Raw genomic sequence first — 16,717 nt, 5'->3', positions numbered from 1 at the left:
ATGGCGGATAAACAGGAACTCCCGTATGAAGGACGTGCTGAATTACGCCAACGTCTATCCAAGCCGATGCTTGACAGCTTTGAACTCTGGCTTAAAAACACATACCCTAAAGTTCTAAAACGAAGTCTTATGGGAAAAGCCATAGCCTATGCCTACTCCCTGCTGCCAAGAATGAAACCGTATCTCCATGACGGAAGAATTTTCATTGACAACAATCGCTGTGAGAATGCCCTGAGGCCACTGGTCATATCAAGAAAGAACATGCTGTTCTGCGGAAACCACGAAGCGGCTGAGAATACGGCTATAATCTGTTCCTTGCTTGGCTCATGTAAGGAACGTGGTGTCAACCCCAGAGAGTGGCTGAATGATGTGATCAGTAAACTCCCCTATTATCTGGCTCCCAAATCAGACAGAGACCTGAAGGAACTGCTACCGGATGTATGGAGAAAATAATCAGGACAGTTCCGGGAAAATGCAGGAAAAAACGGGAAAAAGCGAGACTGACACTCAATGACAACCCTGAGATAAGTTGGTATATGGAAATTGAGATGCACTTACAATGGAGTGCATCCCACTGAAAAATTGAATGCACAAGATGTAGTTGAGCAGTCGCTTACCCCTTAAAAACAAGGAGCTGACGCATGTGTACAGCCCCTTATTTTTTGTATAGCCCGGCCTCCTCTGGCATATTGCCGTTGCTTCCATCTGTAACAAGCAAAATCAGAATCTATATGCGGAACTTTTTGTTCCCGTAGCTGAGAAAGTCCTTCGTGGCATATTTCACACTGAATGGTCCGTAGTCACCGAGAGCCGAATGCGCAATTTGCTTGTCCGGTTCTGTCACATGCTCGACAGGTTCTCCCGTAGTATCAGTATCCTTGTATGACATAGGCTGCATGCTGGCGATGGCTGACCCGGTAGCCGCCGCACGCAATTTCCTGAACGCATTGGAGAGGATTCCGTCCATCATTGACCAGTACAAGGCGAAGAACGAGGTGCAGGAAAAGGAGGTCTCACAGTTGTAGGAGATAGCCGGGAAGGTATGGAAGAAGGAGGACGAACTGAAACAGTTGAAGTCCGAACTTGCAGCACTCGACCGAAAGATACAGTTGGAGCTTGAGCCGCCTACGCCCGAAGTCGCCGAAAAGGAGAATGACGGACAGGAGGTCAAACCGGATGCGGAAGGTGTACGAAACGTATCTCCACAACACACCGAAGATGTGCCGCAGATACGCAGCTCGGTGAATGAACGCAGTCCGTCTGGCAATTTTATTGCCGACCACATCATCATCGGGCGGCCGGGATTCAACGTCCGTGACGAGTGCAAACCGAAAGGTATAAAAATGTGAACGAGTGTGCGGATATATATGGCAGGATTGGGAACATACCATTCCTTTTCCTGCTTTTTCCATCAATATGACATAATGGCAAGGATACCATACAACAAGCCCTCGATTATATCAAAATAGGGTGTTGAAAGTAAATCGTCATGGCAAATCCGCCATATATTCAGTATTTTCGCTAATTTTGCATTCAAAATAGTTAGGCATAATAAAATGGAACCATCTATATACAGTTATTCACTTTGTATTGCGCTACCGTTGATGTTGTTCTTCGGCTTTTATTTTTTGTTGGCTCCAACCTCGGAAAAAGCCATTTTCAATAATTATCTGCGTTCCCGGCGAATTATGGGGGTAGCCATACTGTTACTTGCCGCCAACTATTCGGTACATTTCTTTTTTGGAATCAGGTTCAAGAATACCGATGCCGCCATCCTGATGAACCTGTCCACCTATTTTTTGTGCTACTGGTTGTTCAGTTCGGCCCTCACCACTCTGCTTGACCGCTTTTATATCACCAAACGTCGGTTACGGACGCATATCTGTCTATGGATACTGTTTTCCATCCTTTCCGGCATCGTTCTGCTGTTGTTACCAAAAGGTGGTTTACAGACAACGGTGATGTTTGCCTTGGCCGCATGGTTGGTTATCTATGGGCTGTTCTTGACCCGTAGGCTTCTCCGGGCCTATCACAGGGTCATCCGCATTTTCGATGACACCCGTGCGGACGACATCGGTGCCTATATCAAATGGCTTTCCATTTTCACCTACTGGGCTGTCACATTCGGGGTGGGATGCGGACTGCTGACATTCCTGCCTGATGAATACGTCTATATCTGGATTCTGTCATCGGTACCGTTTTACATTTATCTCTTCCTTTGCTATCTGAACTATCTGCTGTTTTACGAACAGGTGGAAAACGCGATGGAAGATGGCATGACTTCTGAAGAGGAAGACCTGTGTGACACCACAAACCGGGAACAGGCACAGAGGCAGGATACTCCTTTTTTCCATGCCGAAATAGCGAAAAAAATCAAAGGTTGTATCGATGCGGACGGTTATATCCGGCCCGGCCTTACCATAAAGGAGCTTTCAGATGTGCTTCATACCAACCGTACCTACCTGTCCGAGTACATCAAAACTACGTATGACATGTCGTTCCGCGATTGGATTATCGGACTTCGTATAGAATATGCGAAACGTCTGCTTGCGCGATATCCGAGGTTGACGGTTGCCGACATCTCCGAGAAATCCGGTTTTTTGTCACCAAGCCATTTTATAAGGCTGTTCAAGGAAAATGCGGGCTGTACCCCTAAATGGAGGAAAACAGAGGCGGAATAATACGGTGTGTTATGGATGGAGGAATAGCCCAAACGACAAAAAATAGCCTAAACTACAAAACTAAAATGTTCTAAACCACAAAGATGTGCGATTCTGACAATTGAGACAATTTTTATAGGCAAGAATCGGGCTGAATTTAAATCTTTTCGCTTATTTTGCACTTGTCGGTTGAGCCTGCGTCATCTCCAAAAAGAGTAAAACAGGGTTTTATGGGTGATTTTAACGTGTGTAAAAGAAAATGCTACCCAAATAACTTCAAATAAAGACAACTCTATTTCAAGCGGCAAATGAGTTCTACAGCTTGAATTTGAATAATACAAACAATAGGATTCTCCTTTAAAAAGTCATGAAAAAGATTCATTTACTTCATTACTTATTGTTGTGCTACATGGTTCTTGCGGTAGCTACATCGTGCGGCGATGACGAGGATGACTACGCCCCCGACAATGTAAATGATCCCGAGAAACTAACTGATCCTTTGCCTACTACCGACCAGTTAGGCGTAACACACAACAACACGCTTTATTACCTTTCGTTCTGGAGCAAAGAAGACCATATGATATCCGAGAACATGATAAACCGTTACAAGGAGGCGGTTCCTTATGCTCCGGGAAAGAAGATGGAGGTTGGCGACGCGTTCTTCTTTACCCGGCAGGACATTGACCGGATTCAGTCGGATACCGATTTGCTGGCTGACATCAAGGATATGTTCCATAAGCGGAGCATCGTGATGATGATGGAGGGAGGAACGAACGAGGATTTTAATACCGTCTGCACGTTGCTGGATTGCTATAATCCTTATGCGAAGGAAGATGAGTCTTATTCGGACGAACTGCCGCTGTGGGTATTTTCTGGACCGCTTCCGTCGGCGAGCGGATTCTATTCCAAGCTCAATGCGCTCAGTACTGCTACCGGAGCTGATGGCAAAGAATCTGTACAGACGATTAATGAATACGGGCAGGGATTTCATTGCGACATGACAAGTCAAAGTTTACAAAGAGCCCTGGAACCGAAAGCTCCGTCAAACGGTTCGTCGGATTTGAAAAACTTGATATCTGCCTATATCGTTATCGGTCAAAATAGCTATACCGCACCTCCTGTTCATGGACATGAAGGTAAAGGGACAACCGATAATTTTCAAGTAGAAGCTAAGATATGGACCGCTTATAGCAAAGACCGGAAAGAACATTTTTATTTGGTAAATCTGGGTTTTATAGCCTATGTAGAACCTTCTTTTTATGGAGAATGGCATACCAAGGTCAGTACTCTGAAAATGAAAGGGTATGGCTTTTGCCTGACTGACGTAAATTTGGAATTCGCTCCGGTTCACCCGAATGGTGCCATTATTCATGCACATTCCCCGCAAACTACGGAACGCCAGAGCTCTTATACCAGCAGTGTCTCTTTCGAGTTAGGAGGAAGTGTCAGTGTCACTGGACCAGAGATTTCAGGAGGAATAAGCATTTCCAATAGCCATACGGAAACAATAAATGATATTGAAGTTATCAATAGAACCAATCCGGCCCAAGGAAGCCCACAGCTTAGGTGGTAGTTTAATTTACGCGAACCTTCTTCACATTTTAATATGTTTTGTTACGCGTCGAGTGCTGTCAATGGAGGTGCTAAGGCCGGGATAACCACTTGTAGCTTGTCCACAGATTTTATTATTTCTGTACCTGATGGAGCTGACAACGAATGGAAAGTAAGCATGTATCCAACACTGAAAACATATTTCTTTAGTGACCTTTTTGGATTCCATGATCAATATGAAACGCTATTTGATGATGCGGCAGAAAGCTGGATTGGCATCGAAAAAGTTTTTAACTTGCCGACTGTCGATCTGAAAGATGAATGATTTGTTACGTTGATATTAATAATTTCTAAAGTTATTGGATTATGAGAAAAACATTCTTGGTGATGAGCAGGCTTATCGATTTATTTGTGGATATCTTGCCTATAGATGAGCTTGGGTTTAAACATGTCAAACTTCAATCAGAAGGGAGACCACCGTATAATCCTGCAACATTACTAAAATTGTATTTATATGGTTATAAGCACTCAATAAGATCATCAAGAAAGTTGGAACACTTCCTGTAAAGTAAATGTGGAATTATGGTGGCTATTAGGAGGCTTAATGCCCTCTTTTCGGACAATTGCTTATTTAAAAAAAAATAATGCGGAGGCTTTTAGAAAAGTCTTTAGGCAGTTTGTCCTTATGCTAAAGGATATGGGTCTGATAGAAGGCGAAACCATAGGTATAGATTCTTTCAAGATATTTGCCCAAAATAGTCTCAGAAACAATTATACACAAAAGAAGATAGACAGACATCTTGAATATATAGATAACCGTATTGAAGAATTTGAAGTAGCTTTAGATAAGACTGATAAAGAAGAAGAAAAAGAACTTCTTAAATCTAAGATTAAATTACAACAAGACAGGCGTAAGAAATACGAAACTCTTGATACGGAATTGAAGAATAGTAATGATACTCAAATAAGTCTAACAGACAAAGATTCAAGAGCATTAATGTTAACCAATAATGTATCAGGGGTTGAATATGCGGTTCAAGCAGCCTTTGATAGTAAACACAAATTATTGGTTCACTCTCATATTGGAGCATCAACTGATAAAAGAGAACTATCAACAGCGGCATTGACCGTCCAGGAACTACTACAATTAGATTCGTTCAACACACTTAGCGATGCCGGTTATACTAGCGGCGACCAACTACAAGCCTGTAAATATTCAGGAATATGTACTTATTCATCGCCTATGCCATCAACATCACCTAATTCGAATTCCATACCACTGGCTGAATTTCATTATATAAATGACGGAGATTATTATATCTGCCCTTGTGGAGAACAAATGACAACAACAGGGAAATGGAGAATCCGTCCCAATTATAGATCAAAAGTATATAAAACATCAGCTTGTGTAAATTGCTCAATAAGAGAAAAATGTACTCAAAATCAAAATGGCAGAGTAATAGAAAGAAGTGAATATCAAGATGTAATAGATGAAAATAACGCCAGAGTTATGAATCATCTGTTGCAAGGGCGCGCAGCAGACATTCGTAATGTCGCACAACTTCCGCCTCTTCACCGCCCTGACGGGAACTGCCACAGCCCCCCAAAAACAGTCCAAACAAAAAGACTAAAACAGTTGATCGTTTCATGGTGCTGTTTGTTTAATGGTTAAATTACTGGTCATGCACACAACGGACACTACCGCCCAGCAGATAATGATAACCATAATATTCATTAAACCCTGCAGGTAACCCGGCCGGACTATGAATGTCATTACCGGCACCATGCATTAAGGCCCATCTATTACGATTAACCCTATATGTGGGCGCTGTTTTTCCAGCTCCGATATCAGGATTCCAATATATTCCTGTATGTAATACAGAGGCAGGAGAATGTCGTTGAGGTGATGAATATATCATTGGAGTTTGTGTCCAGATAGCTAAAACGCCTTCTTCATATCCACCATCGGGGGCAGATATGGCTGGAAAAGACTTAGCTATTCCCGCACCGCTTTCTATCAATCGAGTAAATACAACAGGATAAGAGCCTGTTATAGACTGTATCAGATTAATAACCTCCCAAGCCGTAGGGAGTCGCCAGCCATCGGGGCAGGCACGTTGGGGAATACTGCCATAATAAATGGGTCCGACCATAGCTGGTGCCAAAGAATATGAACGAGGACGAGCAGCCATATTAGGACCTCCTTCCCTACTGGCGTCTATCATCCAACAAACACCACCATTACCCATACGGGTAGTCTGATAGTTACTGCCACCGATACGCATAAGTTTCATGGAATTTCCGAAACCACAAGCCGGTTGCTGGCTTACATGCAAACGATATTCCAATTCGTTAGCAGAATTTCCTGTTCGTATGGAAAGGACAGCACTACGCATATTCTGGGTAAAGTTCTTACTGTTTGCCGAAATAGTAACCGTGGCTGGTACTCCCGCTGTACCCGAGGTTTGGCTGAGTGAAATCCATGAAGGTTTTCCGGTTATTTGCCAATTGGTATTCTCTGTAGTTATATTTACGGGTAATGAAGCGACACCTATTTGGATATCACCGTCAAAAGCGAACACCCGTTTGTCCACCGTCAGCCGTTTGTTCCCTCGTACTATTACTTCTTCTTGTACCTCGTTCCACGGCACGATACGGCATTTAAGGGTATGGTTTCCTTTGAAAGCTTCCTCGGGAGTTTGGGCCGGCAACCCGTCCACACTTTCCACTTGTACTTTATATTCATGATTACGCAGAATATCCATCGGCACTCCCGAACCGTAGTCCTTGAAGTCGAGGCGGTAGTAACCGTCTACCGACGGCTTAGAGCCGGTGAGATACGGCTTCACGTGCATAACCAGACAAAGGTCGTCCAGCGCATTCCCGCCCGAGGGGCGGTTCTTGTTGTCCACCTCGCACAGGTAGAACGTCTTTTGTGAGCCGTTGAAAATACCGATATTCCCGGGTGACACATCGCTGTTCAATGAGGTGAATGTACCCCGTGTCTGCCGTGCCCCGACGGGTACGGTGGGAGTATTCACTTGCTTGCCCGTCACATTATAGTTGTCCGGTGCAATGCGTCCTTTTGCCCGGTAATTGTACAGCCGCAGATCGTTGTAATAATAGAAAAAGCCTTTTAGGTCGGATTCAAGAGGATTGATAAGCGTGAACTTAGCTACCGCACGTATCATCGTCACCTCTTGGGGAGCGCCAGAGGGAGAGAAACCTTCGCCCACCGCTTGGTTGGGAAGCTCGCCCCACATGGGTATGCCATTCGTAAAGTCGGGTGCGGCATCCGTTCCGACATCGAATGCCAGGCGGTTCATTACCCCCTCTTTCTGTTCTCCGAATGCAGCAGCAAGGGTATTCACCTGCTCACGGACATTGGCAAGCACCACGAGTGTCTGATGTTCGGGAGCTCCCATCAGCTGTACACGTACGGTTTGTGTGCCGATATCGTATGTACCCTGTGCACGGTAGAAGAATGTACCTTTCTTTATATTCGTAGGATCTGCAGGATCAACCTTGAATGAAAGTACATCTACAGTATTGATTCCATTTTCATCTATAGCACGTGTCAGCGGCGCACGCGTTTCGGAACTTTGCGAGGTGTTCATTTCAGCAGCCTGTTTTGAAGCACCGGTTTTAAAGTTCAGGTAAATAACGGCTGTATGTCCGTTCGCTTGCGGCACCGACTGCTCCGCATCATCACTGCAAGCGGTCGGAAGGAGCGCCGCCATTGCAATCCACAGCACAGCTGAGGCATGTCGCCTCCACAGATATGCCACACGGGTGAAACCGGATAAACCGGAAGTCTGAAATCCTATATTCATTTTTCTTCTTTTTTTAGTAATATATCTATTTTTTATATCAACTTTCTTACAAACTAAATTGCATCGGTCATATACCGTCTTACTTATTTATCGGCGAACAGACGAACGGAAAACCCGTGGTGTTTAACGTCTCTGTAGTTCGCGAACGCAGAGTACGAGTAGAAAGACACGTTCCAAGCATTGCCGAGGAGGCTGGGAAACTCCGTGCTCGACCAATACCGACCATATTCGCCTCGGGCTTCGAGCAAACCACTCGAAATGAACGTTGGGAAGGAGATATAACCGGCAGCCGGAAAAATACGAACGACAGCCTCGGAAGTATGGCTATCCCACCAAGAATCATTATTGATAGTGCTAATGTTTCCTGTAAATGCGCTGCCCAAGTAAACACAATCCACTTTCAATAGGGAAGTAAAGTCATGGTTGGCAAACGAACCCACGCGGGTGTAACGGTAAGCACAAACCATATTATTATCAGTAGCAAGAGGGAAATCGGATAGGGAAGAATCATCGATAGGATTACCGGTACCTTGTTTGAAACGCAGAGCGTAACAAACACCGTTACCCGAAGAGAAATAATCGTTGGCGAAAGTTTTTTTGATGCCACCGAACTCAATAGCCTCGTTGACATTAGAAGTATTAGTAGGGGAATCATATTGGGTATTACCGCTGTAGGAGAAAACGCCCGTCAACTCCCAGCGGGAAGGCAGGTGGTAACCATAACCGGGATGCCCCAGTTTAAAAAAGACATCATCAAAGAGCTTCTTGGCATTTGGATTGTAAGTATCATTATTCTCTCCTGTGAGCACGTACCAATTATAATAACCGGATTGGTCATTGCTATGGCTCGAAGCCCAATGAAGATTAGGGTCAGTCTGGGCTGCAGTGGGAGAAATACCCGGAGGAACGGAAGAAATGAAAGGAGAATTATAGATAGAGCCACCGGCGAGGTTATATTCGGCAACATAATCCAAAGGCGTACCGATCTGCTTAATATTGATTTTAGTATAAAGTCGTCCAGCCCGTATCTACAGATAACCATCCTTGAATCCCTTGCCATTCGTGATGGCCTGCAATTCCTCCGTAACCGGATTGGTGAGAGTGGCGCCAGCCGCCCCACTGTTTTGACTGGGTTTCAGCCATGAATTAGAAACTGAAATTGTTGTTCCGTCGGCATTATAGGCACCGACCTTCCACCCACTGGGGTAATTGGTGCGCACAGAAAATTTGTTCTGTGTGCTTGTGGCATCGTGCTTGCCTTGAAGTGTCATCGCCGTTCGGGTCACTGCCAAGAAATGCCCCGATTCATTGAACGTTATATCTGTGAATGCGTCTATCACGATGGGCACTACTACGATGTTATGGTTGGTAAAGTTGTCCGGGCTGGTTACAGCCTCGTTCAAAGTGGCAAACCCCGGCCCTTTCACTTCCTTGATGGTGAAAATATAGCGGTGGTTGCGCAGAATGGGCATGTATTTACCCTTTTCGTAAGGACTCGTGCCACCGCCCTTGATACCGTCCCATGTATAATCCATTCAGTAGTAGTATTCTCTTCCTTGATAGGCAAGATTTATAACTATACAAGGACGGCTGCCGCCGGAGATAGCCGACTGTTCATTCAAATAATAAGTGATGACATTCGGAGATGCGGTGTTTGCAGTTCCCTCAAGCGGGTGCCCGCCACTGACTGCTGGCTGCGATGTGGCAGGCAGTGTGGGAGTCATGTATCCCGACTGTGAAGCGGTGGTATTGTATGTAGCAAGATCTACCCAAACGCGTCCGTTGCCTACGGAATTGACGAAGTAAACCTTTCCCGCAGCTGTCGTGGCTCCCGAAGTTGTAGGATTGATGATATCCACCTTCGCCAGCATGCGGATAAGCGGTATTTCCTGCGCAATGGTTTGCGACACACCGGCTTTCAGTTCAAAGCCTCCCGCCGGGGCATGCTCGCCGTACATGGGTATGTATGTGCCCGTACCTTCTTGTCCGAACCTACCCACGACTTCCACTTGCTTAAGAGCATCATAGGTGGAACCGGCTGTTATATTTGCCAGTTCTGTTTGGGCATTAGCTATGAGAGCTATACGTTTGTATCTGCCCGCAATAACGGGCACAGAGAAGTATTTCGTATCCGAAGAGCCTGAAAGTGTATGCAACGAGCTGCCCAGAATATCATATTTCACCTTGACTTTCTCCGTACCGCCTTCATCGGCAAACATCAGTACGGTAATCTCTGTTATCCCTTTCTCGTCTACACCACGAGTATTCGCCGCCCGGAAATCGGGAATCCTGACAGAAAGTGTCACTTCGGCCGTCTCACCTTTGCCGGACACGGGCGGAACAGGAAGAATGAGTTCGTCTTGCCGGCACGAAAGTACGAGCGGCAGTAATAACAGGACCGACAGCAGGTTGCGGAACGGTATGATGATTGAACTACTTGGCATAATATATTGTTTTATGATTTGCATTTCATGATTGACCGGTGCGTTTTTTACACTCCTCCGGGTTTTACATTCTGATTTTCCCAATTCCTGATCGTTATTTTCGCATGACCGTTTGTAAAGGTAATCTCGATAGGAATGGTTACTTCAATATCTTCCTCCATCGGTATGTGGTAGCGGGCAATAAGCCCTGCCAACGAAATCGGGGGCACGATATGGTTTCCCGTGGTGGGATCGATAATTTCCACCATGCCGGGGGTATCGGCCTTGAAACGGGGGATGTCAGTCGTGGCATTAGCATGGCGGTTGGTGACATCATATGCTACGGCAGGCTGGAATGTCTTGTTCCGGCTTACGGACTGGAGACGCCATGTGCCCGAGGTTTCGTCGAACACCGGTCGCAAGGCTGACTCCATGCCCGTGATGTGTACCACAGGCTGCACGCTCACACCATCAAGGTGAAGACTTACACGGATAGTGCCGGGGCTGAAATTGACAGTATGGTCTCCAGTCTCGTGCTCACTGACCGTAAGTGGCGTGACAGCGAAAAGAAGCCGATCAAGCGTGGGGATGGAAGCGGAAGTCTCCGCATGCGGGTGTGAGGCGGAAAGGTTCCTTATGGTTTCTCCTTCGGAAAAGCCGCCGAGCTTGGTCTGTGCATCCGAAGCATTCGCCCAGAGCACGACAGTGTAGTTTCCCTGCGGCAGATACATCTCAACACCCTGCAAACGGTCAAGTTCACTCTTCTCCAGCGTCTGCATATGCTCAATACTGCCATCGGGACGGTACACACACAGCCTCACCCTCTGAACACGCTCTCCGAAAAGGTCAGCGGCAGAGCCGCGAGGCTTGTAGGTAAATCGTAACAGGGTATCCAGAGGGCAGCCCTCCAGGGACTCCCTGATGCACCTCGACAAGACTAAGGTTAAAATACCGGAAAGCATCAGGAAGCGTATAGCTTTATACAATTTCATGCGTAGTATCTTTTAGGTGAATAACTGTGGTTATGACTTTATATGAATATACGTGTTATGATTTAACAGGTTATAGAAATACAGGTCGTGAGGTCAGGGCAAAAGACACCCACGACCTGCTTACATTCCGCCGTGCGAGAGGAACTGGTGAACTAGTAAAATGAGCTAAAAATCTCCTCTACGCAAACGGACTTGTAAAAGAAACAAACAAATACAATATACCTTGATGGTATGACAGTTAGAGATTAGGCTTGACAGGAACGACCGTCCAGGCTTTTACCGTCACCTTCAACCAAACGCTGACAGCACTGGTATTAGGTATTGTGGAAAGGTTGCTCTCGTCAAATGTAAAGTCGGCTTTCGAGATAGTATAAATCTTTCCTTTTTCCAGTTCTACAATATTGCCACTGCCATCTTTGAATCCTCTCACGGTGATAAACTGGTCACCTGTGCCGAAATTCACGCTGCTGCCGGCCTTAGCAGCCAAATTACTCAACTTAAATACGAGCTGGAGTTGCTCGTTCGCGTCAGTACTGTTACCGTTAGGAACAACCTGATATGCCCAACGTTGCCCTGCAGTTGGCGGAATGACTTCCTTTGGGATACCTGTAGCAGCGACGGCAGACTGGTCAAAGAGTTTTCCAGCGTTAGCAGGGGTGTAAAGCCCCTGTCCTTGAGCATAGGCAGCAGGAGTAGCACCATATTGTACTTTCGTTCCCACAACGGTACCGGCCAGGTTGAACTTTTCAAAGAAGTTATTCACATAGATTCCTTCCAGCGTAAAACCATCCACCGCACTGGAGGCCGTAGTCGCCAGACCTTCGATTTCGACACGTGCCACGGCAGGACCGATTTCCACTTCGGCATACTTGTCACCGTCCGTTATTCCAGGGGCATAAGGCAGGGCCGGACTACCGGTAGTCCATGTCTGCAGGGGTTTGTCATCGCCGCTCAACACCACATCCGCAACTGCAGACTGGCTTGTGATTTCCAGTTGTACAGCTTTCAATGCAGCTACGGTTCCACCTGTAGGCAATGAAGTTCCGGCAGGAATATTACCACATACCGTTACAGTGGTAGCCGCCGCGGGTACATCCGTTATTTGGGTACCGGTAGTCAGATTCGCAATCGTGATGGGAGTGGTTGTAGTCGCGTTCACATATTTCAGAATGCTGGTCCCGTCATGGAAGTATACATGCAGATTACTTACCGTAGCAACCGTTCCCGAGGCTACAGGAGGCTCGGTCGATCTCGTCAGCGTCGGCAACTCCAGCTTCATGAATACGCTTCTCGCTTCCCCGTTCTTTACGTCAGGCACTTCGATGTCATCGTTACTGCACGCGGTGAATGCTGCAGCCATAGCAACCATTGTAAACACGCTTAACAAACTTTTTTTCATAATCATTGTAATTAAATTGTTAATAAAAAAATAAACACTAATAAAACACTTGTTAATATTTAATTCGTACTTATACTTTTTTTCCTGTTTTGTTCTTTCTACTTTTTACTATTTCCCTTCCGCTATCCTGTCCAGTTCCATACGGAGCCCGAAGAACTTGGGAATGAGGTCCGACAGTTCCGGATCCAGGGGAATACGCAGGACAAGATTGGGATTCATGCGGCAGGCCGCAAGCATATGTTCCACTGCTAAGTAATCATCGCCCTGCCGGGCGCTTACCACAGCATGCAGGTATTCCTTGCGGGAATCTACGGGTAACTGGTCTAAAAGAGCGGAAGCCTCTTTATGATAACCGAGCTGTGTCAGGCAAAGGGCGGTGTTATAGTCAGGCCGTTTTTCCAATATCGGCAAGGCTTGCCGGTATTGTCGCTCTGAAAGGAGCCGCAAGGCTTCGGCATACTCTTCTCCCTGCGGAGTATATACGGGACCGCTTGCCGCAAGAGAGTCTGTCTCCGCAGAAGCTATGACATATTGGTCCAGAGCGGAACGGTCAACCAGGTCGCTAAGCGAGGCCACAATGAAGAGCAGCGTGTCCGAGGCGGCAGGCCGCCATGTGCTGCGGTCGGTGGCTTCCACGATAGACTCTAGCCGCACACGGAGCTTTTTCATTCCATCGGTGACGGGCAGAGAATATACATAGTTGTAGATATAATCATGTCCGGAAACTGAATCCGAATTCTGGCGGACCATCACGGAGTCGATATAGGGGAAGGGAATCATACGCCGGCGGATTTCATCACGGTTACGGTCATTCATCTCATTTTCGGCAATCCGGTCGTAGAAATAACGGTGGCGGGAGATGTCCATCGAATCGGTGGCGGTGAGGACATAGTTGTGTATGTTGGACAGGCTGCGCCCCCCCGTTATAAAGGTCACGGAATTTCGAAGGTACACGATCGGCGGTAAGCTCGCGTTCCAGCCGGTACATCGGCCAAAAGGAGGCCGTACGATGATATTTACGGTCATAGGAGGCCCACAACCCGAGCGTGTCACGACCAGCCACATAGCGCCGTACGCTTTCTTCGATCCGCTTGCGTTCCAGGCGGTGACGGAGTGTCGCACGGTTGGCCTGCGTACGCGTGTTCCAGAAATTCTGGCGTTCAAGGGCAAGGCGTTTCCACTTCTCGTAGGCAAGCTGACGGTCGCGCTCCTTGCCGTAAAGTTCATAGAAGAACCTCTGCCGGCAGGCGATATCCTTATTGATGCCTTTACGGTCAAGATACACACTATCATAAGCCGAAGGATCGACAATTCCATTAAGAAACAGCCTGTACGCCTTATAGTCCGCTTCCTGCATGCGGGTAAAGGAAGAACCGGAAAGCACAACAGGTGGTAGCGGGAAGCCTGAACTGTCAGAGGTGCAGAGCATCGGGGTGAGTGTGACACGCCAGCAACTGTCAATCAGGAGGGAAGGGACATGGATATTGAATTCCAAACGCACGGAACCTTCCCGCATGGTGACCTGCTTGACGACCGTGCGTGCAGCGACGATGTCAACACCGCCCAGGTGTATGGTTTTCCATACGTCATCCGTACTGTCGGAGACCTCTTCGAACTCACCGGGAAGAGTGTCCGAAGAAGTGGTGAACCCCACCTGTTCGGCAAGCACTCCGGAAGGTGCGCTCTCCTCGTGGGGAAGAAAAATATTAGGACGGCCGGACTGCATAAACAGCCGCATAGTCCGCGGTTCGCGGGAAGTGGAACAGGACACGGCCAGTAACACTCCCGCGCAGAAAGCGGCGGCCGTTATGTGGGATTTGAGATACTTATTCATCATTCAACTTTTTATATCTTGTTTCAACAGATAAGATGGTTTCAGAAAAGATAAACCAGATTAACGGCGGTACGTGTGGGTGTCACATAGACACCGGAGCCCTTGCCGGTACGCTTACCGCAGTTCACGCAACGGTAACGTTCCCAGTCGGCCCAGACAACACCGAGACCCAGTTCGAACTCCAGATTCCAGCGACGCGAAAGGGGGCGCACCAGCCCCGCAGAAAGCCCGCCGCCGAAAGCTGTGCCTTCGTAACGGTAGCGATGTCCGAACAGACCACCCGCATTATATATGGAGAACACACCGTGGAGCCCGATAAAACAACCCCTTCCGTAAGTTTCGCGCATCCAATAACGCACACCAGGCTGGACTGTGAAGTTTTTAAGCTTGCCGTCATCCCAAAGACGGAAAGGATTGTACTGTACGGGAAGATGGGCGGACCAATGCGTGGAAAAAGCCATGGAACCCTCCACATTCAGATTCCCCGTACCTAAACCCACCAGATTGGTTCTGACAGAATAAAACTGCGCGGAAACCTTGTCTGAATACACAAGGCAGGCCAAGACACAGGCAAAACATAAAAAGTACTTTTTTCTATTCAAATTCATAATTCAAACTAGGATAACTCAAACTTTAAGTGGATAAACAAAACATGCACCCAAAGTAAACGGATGAAAAGCTGTGTCATCATAATAAGACTGTTCTTATTCTACGTGCAACCTGTAAAAATGAAGTATTTTAATGAACAAGAAACAGTTTTATATTATCACATCTGTTTTGTTTTTCCTAGTTGCAAAAGTAATAACACATAAATCACGAGTTACAAAATGAAACCACAAATCTAACGTCCGCATTGCATAAAACATTATAATACAAAAACATAAAGACTTCGTTCTTCTTATTTTTCTAACACGACGCTAACAGATGATTTACAACCTTAAAAAATATAGGGCAATCAATAAGTTTCTGACAATTGACTGGAATAGTAACAGATATTATAATGAAAGCATCTTCATACTTTCCGGACATACCTCCCAGGAGAATTAAACCTGTTATGGCTTACCTCCATGACAAAACCATTCTACAATTACATCATTCCGGTATTATGGCAAAAACAATCTGAACATATTCTAGATTTAATTACCGGATGATGCATTATGCATTAGTCATTGGAACCTAGTATAAAGTTGAAATACCTATCCCAGAAGGCTTAAGAATAATTCTTTATTAGCTGTTTCCGTAGATTTAATACGTGATTTGAGCCGTGACTTGCGAGCGTATACATTAGCCACCGTATCCTTCATGAATAAGCTAATTACTTGCGGTGAAAATCCTACAAAAATATAGCATAATAACCTGGTGTCGGAAGCTTTCATAGTTGGAAAATCTTCCTTGAGCTTGTACATGGCATTGTCATGACAAGTGTTTACGATTTTTTCCAGTTCTTGCAGTATGCCATTGTTTTCTGCAAAATCTGTAATTATCTGCTTTACTTCATTAAATATGACTGACTGTTGCGATGTTGTATTTTCACGTTCATAGTAGGTCTTTCCAAGTTTATCGACAATGTCAAAGCGTGAAGCAGCCAATCCTCTTAAATAACTTTCCGTAGTCTGCTGTTCTTTCACGCGTTCAGTAAGAGCCTTGTACTCGGAATTGGCTTTCTCTGTCAATAACAAATAATGGTTGGTACGATCACGTTGCATGCGTAAACGTTGGCGGACGATATACCAGGCAATTCCAATAATAAAAAAGGTAGCGGCTGCTATAGCTATTTCCCAGACAGTCCGGTTTTTCATTCTGTATTGGGCGAATTTTGTTCGCTCTTTAAAATAGTCCCGCTCGACCATACCGGCGGAGAATTGCATGTTTGAGCGCATTATTGAATCGTTCAAGTAGATATAGCGATGTACATTGTCCGTTGCTTTTTCAAAATTTTTAGCCTGCGCTTCGATATGGTATGCAGTGTATTGTAGTTCTGCCATGTCGCAAATATCAGTAGTGTGCGCCTTTGCAAGCTCCAGA

The 16,717-nt window shown here is 46.1% G+C and carries 17 protein-coding genes and 2 pseudogenes; 9 read left to right on the top strand and 10 right to left on the bottom strand.

Features of this window, described 5'->3' with window-relative positions; all coding sequences use genetic code 11:
* Positions 1–453, top strand: a complete 453-nt coding sequence (locus AB5062_RS06420; RefSeq protein WP_004318661.1) for a transposase — start codon at positions 1–3, stop codon at positions 451–453.
* Positions 454–727: 274 nt separating this feature from the next.
* On the opposite strand, the gene AB5062_RS06415 is transcribed toward AB5062_RS06420, so the two are convergent.
* A complete protein-coding gene (locus AB5062_RS06415; RefSeq protein WP_010537621.1) occupies positions 728–970 on the bottom strand; it encodes a hypothetical protein in 243 nt (80 codons plus the stop codon).
* On the opposite strand from AB5062_RS06415, the pseudogene AB5062_RS06410 reads away from it, so the two are divergent.
* From AB5062_RS06410 to AB5062_RS06385, 6 genes and pseudogenes are all read left to right on the top strand, one after another.
* Positions 900–1,349, top strand: a pseudogene (locus AB5062_RS06410) (DNA methylase); the annotation flags it as partial. The gene AB5062_RS06415 and the pseudogene AB5062_RS06410 overlap by 71 nt on opposite strands.
* Before the next feature lie 207 nt (positions 1,350–1,556).
* Positions 1,557–2,681: a helix-turn-helix domain-containing protein gene (locus tag AB5062_RS06405; protein ID WP_118496572.1), complete on the top strand. Its 1,125-nt coding sequence runs from the start codon at positions 1,557–1,559 to the stop codon at positions 2,679–2,681.
* A gap of 346 nt (positions 2,682–3,027) precedes the next feature.
* On the top strand, positions 3,028–4,233 hold the full coding sequence (locus tag AB5062_RS06400; protein WP_004308143.1) for a hypothetical protein: 1,206 nt from the start codon (positions 3,028–3,030) through the stop codon (positions 4,231–4,233).
* 96 nt (positions 4,234–4,329) lie between these two features.
* On the top strand, positions 4,330–4,536 hold the full coding sequence (locus AB5062_RS06395) for a hypothetical protein (RefSeq protein WP_224202417.1): 207 nt from the start codon (positions 4,330–4,332) through the stop codon (positions 4,534–4,536).
* A 41-nt stretch (positions 4,537–4,577) separates the two neighbouring features.
* Positions 4,578–4,778, top strand: a complete 201-nt coding sequence (locus AB5062_RS06390) for a transposase (protein WP_004318667.1) — start codon at positions 4,578–4,580, stop codon at positions 4,776–4,778.
* Positions 4,779–4,908: 130 nt separating this feature from the next.
* Positions 4,909–5,883 (top strand): transposase, encoded by a 975-nt coding sequence (locus AB5062_RS06385; RefSeq protein WP_224202418.1) that lies wholly within the window; start codon positions 4,909–4,911, stop codon positions 5,881–5,883.
* A 1-nt stretch (position 5,884) separates the two neighbouring features.
* On the opposite strand, the gene AB5062_RS06380 is transcribed toward AB5062_RS06385, so the two are convergent.
* From AB5062_RS06380 to AB5062_RS06350, 7 genes are all read right to left on the bottom strand, one after another.
* A complete protein-coding gene (locus AB5062_RS06380; RefSeq protein WP_004308145.1) occupies positions 5,885–8,044 on the bottom strand; it encodes a BACON domain-containing protein in 2,160 nt (719 codons plus the stop codon).
* A gap of 83 nt (positions 8,045–8,127) precedes the next feature.
* Positions 8,128–9,018, bottom strand: coding sequence for a hypothetical protein (locus AB5062_RS06375; RefSeq protein ID WP_004308146.1), 891 nt, complete (start codon positions 9,016–9,018; stop codon positions 8,128–8,130).
* A gap of 54 nt (positions 9,019–9,072) precedes the next feature.
* The gene (locus tag AB5062_RS06370) at positions 9,073–9,579 is read right to left on the bottom strand and encodes a hypothetical protein (protein ID WP_004308147.1); all 507 of its coding nucleotides are present in this window, start codon (positions 9,577–9,579) and stop codon (positions 9,073–9,075) included.
* A complete protein-coding gene (locus AB5062_RS06365; RefSeq protein WP_004308148.1) occupies positions 9,580–10,488 on the bottom strand; it encodes a fimbrial protein in 909 nt (302 codons plus the stop codon).
* Positions 10,489–10,535: 47 nt separating this feature from the next.
* A complete protein-coding gene (locus tag AB5062_RS06360) occupies positions 10,536–11,402 on the bottom strand; it encodes a FimB/Mfa2 family fimbrial subunit (RefSeq protein WP_225680065.1) in 867 nt (288 codons plus the stop codon).
* Between the two features lie 295 nt (positions 11,403–11,697).
* The gene (locus AB5062_RS06355) at positions 11,698–12,858 is read right to left on the bottom strand and encodes a hypothetical protein (protein ID WP_004318672.1); all 1,161 of its coding nucleotides are present in this window, start codon (positions 12,856–12,858) and stop codon (positions 11,698–11,700) included.
* Positions 12,859–12,966: 108 nt separating this feature from the next.
* The gene (locus tag AB5062_RS06350; protein ID WP_225693909.1) at positions 12,967–13,794 is read right to left on the bottom strand and encodes a hypothetical protein; all 828 of its coding nucleotides are present in this window, start codon (positions 13,792–13,794) and stop codon (positions 12,967–12,969) included.
* A gap of 73 nt (positions 13,795–13,867) precedes the next feature.
* On the opposite strand from AB5062_RS06350, the gene AB5062_RS06345 reads away from it, so the two are divergent.
* Entirely contained in the window at positions 13,868–14,254 is a 387-nt protein-coding gene (locus AB5062_RS06345; protein WP_185981525.1) for a hypothetical protein, read from the top strand.
* A complete protein-coding gene (locus AB5062_RS06340; RefSeq protein WP_171033839.1) occupies positions 14,214–14,726 on the top strand; it encodes a hypothetical protein in 513 nt (170 codons plus the stop codon). The genes AB5062_RS06345 and AB5062_RS06340 overlap by 41 nt, the downstream gene beginning before the upstream one ends.
* 7 nt (positions 14,727–14,733) lie before the next feature.
* Here AB5062_RS06340 and AB5062_RS06335 read toward each other — a convergent pair whose 3' ends face one another.
* Both AB5062_RS06335 and AB5062_RS06330 read right to left on the bottom strand, forming a co-directional pair.
* Entirely contained in the window at positions 14,734–15,300 is a 567-nt protein-coding gene (locus AB5062_RS06335) for a DUF3575 domain-containing protein (protein WP_004318675.1), read from the bottom strand.
* 588 nt (positions 15,301–15,888) lie between these two features.
* Positions 15,889–16,717, bottom strand: a pseudogene (locus AB5062_RS06330) (hypothetical protein); the annotation flags it as partial.

Source organism: Phocaeicola sp. RTP21359st1_B8_RTP21360_211022, from assembly GCF_040911965.1.
Lineage (GTDB): Bacteria > Bacteroidota > Bacteroidia > Bacteroidales > Bacteroidaceae > Phocaeicola > Phocaeicola vulgatus.
This window is presented reverse-complemented; position numbering and strand designations above follow the sequence as displayed.